At 62.4% G+C, this 4,577-nt stretch carries 3 protein-coding genes; all 3 read right to left on the bottom strand.

Annotation, left to right across the window (positions count from 1 at the left end; translation table 11 throughout):
* Window positions 1-64 precede the first annotated feature (64 nt).
* The 3 genes from EN884_RS26650 to EN884_RS26640 all read right to left on the bottom strand — a co-directional run bounded on the left by EN884_RS26650 (window position 65) and on the right by EN884_RS26640 (window position 4,267).
* The gene (locus tag EN884_RS26650; protein ID WP_063168090.1) at window positions 65-496 is read right to left on the bottom strand and encodes a GFA family protein; all 432 of its coding nucleotides are present in this window, start codon (window positions 494-496) and stop codon (window positions 65-67) included.
* A gap of 65 nt (window positions 497-561) precedes the next feature.
* Window positions 562-1,693 (bottom strand): peptide chain release factor 2 gene (gene prfB / locus EN884_RS26645; RefSeq protein ID WP_013531367.1). Its coding sequence is split into 2 segments (ribosomal slippage): window positions 562-1,626 and window positions 1,628-1,693, totalling 1,131 coding nucleotides; the frame shifts between segments, so codons are not numbered across the junction.
* 117 nt (window positions 1,694-1,810) lie between these two features.
* Entirely contained in the window at window positions 1,811-4,267 is a 2,457-nt protein-coding gene (locus tag EN884_RS26640; RefSeq protein ID WP_013531366.1) for a penicillin-binding protein 1A, read from the bottom strand.
* Between the last annotated feature and the right edge of the window lie 310 nt (window positions 4,268-4,577).

Genomic DNA, 4,577 nt, shown 5'->3' with positions numbered 1-4,577 from the left:
GGCCAAGGTCAATTCCCGGCAAACGGGCGTCGAATAAACGGGATTGGCCCGCTGTGGTTCCAGCCTATTGCTGGTCGGAGCCGGCAATCACGTGCTCTTGATACTGCGGCAGGTCATCGGTGATGGTGAACCAGCCCGCCTTCGAACCGACGAAGATGTGCTCGGTTGGACGAATGGATGGGTCGTCGACGAGCGTTCCCATGGCGACATGGACATAGGCGCCGTCGCGCACGAGCGAATAAAGCAAGGAGCCGCACTGGCAGCAATGCGCGTTGTGGCCGCTTTGGTCGCCGAAGATCAGGAGTTTGTCCTCGCCTTCGGTGAGGACAAACTTTTCACGCTCGATACCGGCGAAAGGCTTGAATGCCGAACCGGTGGTGCGCCGGCAGTCCGAACAATGGCAATTCGCGGCATAGAGGAATTCGTCGGCCACCTCGTAGTGAACCGCGCCGCAAAAGCATTTTCCGGTGAGCTTGCTCGGCACTCTCTCCTCCATTGCTGTGGTGCGCAGGGGTATGTTCAGATGAGGCCAGGCCGGCCTCACCTGAATATGGGCATATCCTAGTCCAGGTCCGCCACGGCTTCGCCGGCACCGCCTTCGATGCGCTGCGACAACGAGGCTTCCATGAAATCGTCGAGGTCGCCATCGAGCACGCTCGACGGGCTGGTGCTCTCGACGCCGGTGCGGAGATCCTTCACCAACTGATAGGGCTGCAGCACATAGGAGCGGATCTGGTGGCCCCAGCCGATATCGCTCTTCGATGCTTCGGTGGCGTTTGCAACCGCCTCGCGCTTCTTCAGCTCTTCCTCGTAAAGGCGCGAGCGCAGCATCTCCCAGGCCTTGGCCTTGTTCTTGTGCTGCGAACGTTCGGCCTGGCAGGCGACCGCGATGCCAGTGGCCAGATGCGTGATGCGCACCGCCGAATCGGTGGTGTTGACGTGCTGGCCGCCCGAGCCGGACGAGCGATAAGTATCGATGCGGACGTCGGATTCGGAGACGTCGATCTCGATCGTGTCGTCGATGACCGGATAGACCCAGACGCTGGCGAAGGACGTATGCCGGCGCGCATTGCTGTCATAGGGCGAAATACGCACCAGGCGATGAACGCCCGATTCCGTCTTCATCCAGCCATAGGCGTTGTGGCCTTTGATCATCAACGTGGCGGACTTGATGCCGGCCTCTTCGCCGTCATGCATTTCCAGCACTTCGACTTTGAAACGGCGCCGCTCGGCCCAGCGCGTGTACATGCGCAGCAGCATCGAGGCCCAGTCCTGGCTTTCGGTGCCGCCGGCACCGGCATGGATTTCGAGATAGGTGTCGTTGGAGTCTGCTTCACCCGACAGCAGCGTCTCGACCTGGCGGGCCTTCGCTTCGCCTTGCATCGAGCGGATCGCGGCTTCCGCCTCGGCGATCACGCCCTCATCGCGCTCTTCCTCGCCGAGTTCGATCAGGCCGATATTGTCTTCCAGCGCCTGCGTCAGACCTTTCACCGAGGCGATGCCTTCTTCGAGGCTCTGGCGTTCGCGCATCAGCTTCTGCGCTTCCAGCGGCTCGTTCCAGAGGCTGGCGTCCTCGGCGCGCACATTGAGGTATTCAAGCCGCTTTATGGCTTGATCCCAGTCAAAGATGCCTCCTCAGCAGGGTTATCGCCTGCCTGATCTCGTCGACAATATTCTGCGTTTCCGCGCGCATGGCTGGCTGTTCTGTCCTGTTTGCTGAAATCGGTCGGCGCGATACATAGGCACGCCGCCGCCGGCTGTAAAGCAAAATGGGCCGGCCCAAGGCCAGCCCATCCGCCCCTGAAAATCGTCAGTAGAGGCCGCCGCCGCCGGACTGGATAGCCTGATTGGCTTGCGGCGACAGCGCGCCACCGGTGGCATTTGAGCCGTCGGCGCCCATGCCGATCACCCAATAGCTGTCGGCGGGACCGGTGCCCGGCTTGAAGGCTTCGATGATGGTGCCGGGATCGCCCGATGCGGCACGCATGCCGGTCTTGCGATTGATGGCGACCAGGTTCATGCCTTCCGGCACCTTGAAGTCGACATTGGGCGTGCCGTCCAGCGCCACTCGCATGAAGTCCTTGAAGATCGGGGCTGCGAGACCGCCACCGGTGGCGCCATGGCCGAGGCCGCGCGGCGTGTCATAGCCCATGTAGAGGCCGACGACGAGGTTGGGCGTGTAACCGATGAACCAGGCGTCCTTTTCATCGTTGGTCGTTCCGGTCTTGCCGGCGATGTGACGGCCGAGTTCGCCGATGGTGGCGCCGGTGCCGCGCTGCACGACGCCTTCCATCATCGAGGTGATCTGGTAGGCGGTCATCGGGTCGAGCACCTGCTCGGAATTGTCGACCAGCTCCGGCTCCGGCTGGTTCTGCCATTCCTGCGCATTGCAACCCTGGCAGCCACGTTCGTCCTGCTTGAACACCGTCTTGCCGTAGCGGTCCTGGATGCGGTCGATGAGCGACGGTTTGATCGACTTGCCGCCATTGGCCATGATCGAATAGGCCGACACCATGCGCATCACGGTGGTTTCGCCGGAACCCAGCGCCATTGGCAGATAGGGTGCCAGATGGTCGTAGACACCGAAGCGCTCGGCATATTCGACCACCAGCTTCATCCCCATGTCATTGGCAAGCCGCACCGTCATCAGGTTGCGCGACTTCTCGATGCCGGAGCGCAGGGTCGCCGGACCGGCGACGGTGCCGTCATAGTTCTTCGGCGTCCAGCTCGTGTTGCCGCTCTGGATCGTGATCGGCCCGTCCATGATGACCGAGGCCGGCGTATAGCCATTGTCGAGCGCTGCCGAATAGACGATCGGCTTGAACGAGGAGCCCGGCTGGCGCATGGCTTGCGTGGCGCGGTTGAATTCGGACTGCGCATAGGAGAAGCCGCCGACCATGGCCAGCACGCGGCCGGTGTGCGGGTCCATGGCGATCAGGCCGCCTTCCACTTCGGGCACCTGGCGCAGGCTGTAGGTGCCCTCGGCACCATCGTTTTTCTGCACGAAGATGACGTCGCCCGGCTTCAGCACCTCCGCCGGCGACTTGGCCTTGACGGTCTTGCCGGCGACCACATGGCGCATGGCAAAACCCATGTCCTCCTTGCTGATAGTGCCTTCGACGCGCTCCTTGACGATCTCGCCCGACGCCTGCCGTGCGGGCTGCAGGCCGATCGACAGGCCGGTCGCCGAACTGTCGAGCACGACGGCGAGCGACCATTCGGGAACATCCTCCAGTCCCTTGACGGCGCCAAGCGGCACGCCCCAGTCGCCCGAGACATCGATCGATGTCACCGGCCCGCGATAGCCGCGCAGCGTGTCGTATTTCATCAACCCGTTCTGCATCGATTTGCGGGCAATGAGCTGGATCTTCGGATCGAGCGTGGTGCGGACGGAGAGGCCGCCTTCGTAGAGCGCATTCTCGCCGTAGCGGGCGATGATCTGGCGGCGCACCTCTTCGGTGAAGTACTCGCCGGCGAACAGATAGGTGCCGCTGCGCCGCGGCGTCACGCCCAGCGGCTCGGCCTTGGCCTTGTTGCCTTCCTCACGCGTGACATAGCCGTTCTCGACCATCTGATCGATGACCCAGTTGCGGCGCTCGATCGCGCGATCGGCATGCTTGAAAGGGTGATAGTTGTTCGGCCCCTTGGGCAGGGAGGCCAGGTAGGCGGCCTCGGCCACGGACAGTTCGTTGACCGATTTGTCGAAATAGGTCAGCGCCGCGCCGGCGACGCCATAGGCGCCGAAGCCGAAGAAGATTTCGTTGAGGTAGAGCTCGAGAATGCGATCCTTGGGATAGGCCTGCTCGATGCGGAAGGCGAGGATCATCTCCTTGATCTTGCGCTCGTAGGTCTGGTCCGAGGACAACAGGAAGTTCTTCGCCACCTGCTGGGTGATCGTCGAGGCGCCGACCTGGCGCCGGCCCGAGCCGAAATTCTGCAGGTTGACGATGATGGCGCGGCCGAGGCCGGTCACATCGATGCCCGGGTGATTGTAAAAATTCTTGTCTTCCGCCGACAGGAAGGCCGCCTTGACGCGGTCCGGAATGGCCTGGATCGGCAGATACAGGCGCCGTTCGCGCGCATATTCGGCCATCAGCGCGCCGTCGGACGCATGGATGCGGGTGGTCACCGGCGGCTCGTATTTGGCCAGTACCTCGTAGTCGGGCAGATCCTTCGACAAATGGCCGATGTAGATCGCAACGCCCGCCGCGACCAGAAGGGCCAGCGTCGTGCCGATGCCGAAAAAATAGCCAATGAGACGAATCATACCCGCTCCAGTCCTTGGTTCGGGAATTTCCTAAACGAAGCCGCCTTTCACGCAAGCTTTCGAGCCGGTCCCAATCCGTAATCGAAAACCCTTGTCGCCGCCATGTGGACAAAATACGGCAATGCCTGATTTCACGGCTGCTGGCCGGAAATAAAAGCACTGGGTGTTGTCGTCGCGCAACGCCGCCTCTGGTTGCAGGCGTCGCCGGTCATGTCAACCTCCGGTTCCCGATCCGGCCTTGGCCGACGCGAACAGCGCGACGGCGTTGGTTATGCTCTGGGCCGCCTTGCCGCGCCAGTCGGCGTTGAGC

This window comes from Mesorhizobium sp. M7A.F.Ca.AU.001.01.1.1 (genome assembly GCF_004022735.1).
Lineage (GTDB): Bacteria > Pseudomonadota > Alphaproteobacteria > Rhizobiales > Rhizobiaceae > Mesorhizobium > Mesorhizobium ciceri.
The sequence above is the reverse complement of the archived record's forward strand: the minus strand, read 5'-3'. Positions and strand labels throughout refer to the sequence as shown.

Excerpts from the sequence above, each read along its gene's own strand:
- EN884_RS26650 (WP_063168090.1), bottom strand. The coding sequence starts at position 496 with ATGGAGGAGAGAGTGCCGAGCAAGCTCACCGGAAAATGCTTTTGCGGC.
- EN884_RS26640 (WP_013531366.1), bottom strand. The coding sequence starts at position 4,267 with ATGATTCGTCTCATTGGCTATTTTTTCGGCATCGGCACGACGCTGGCC.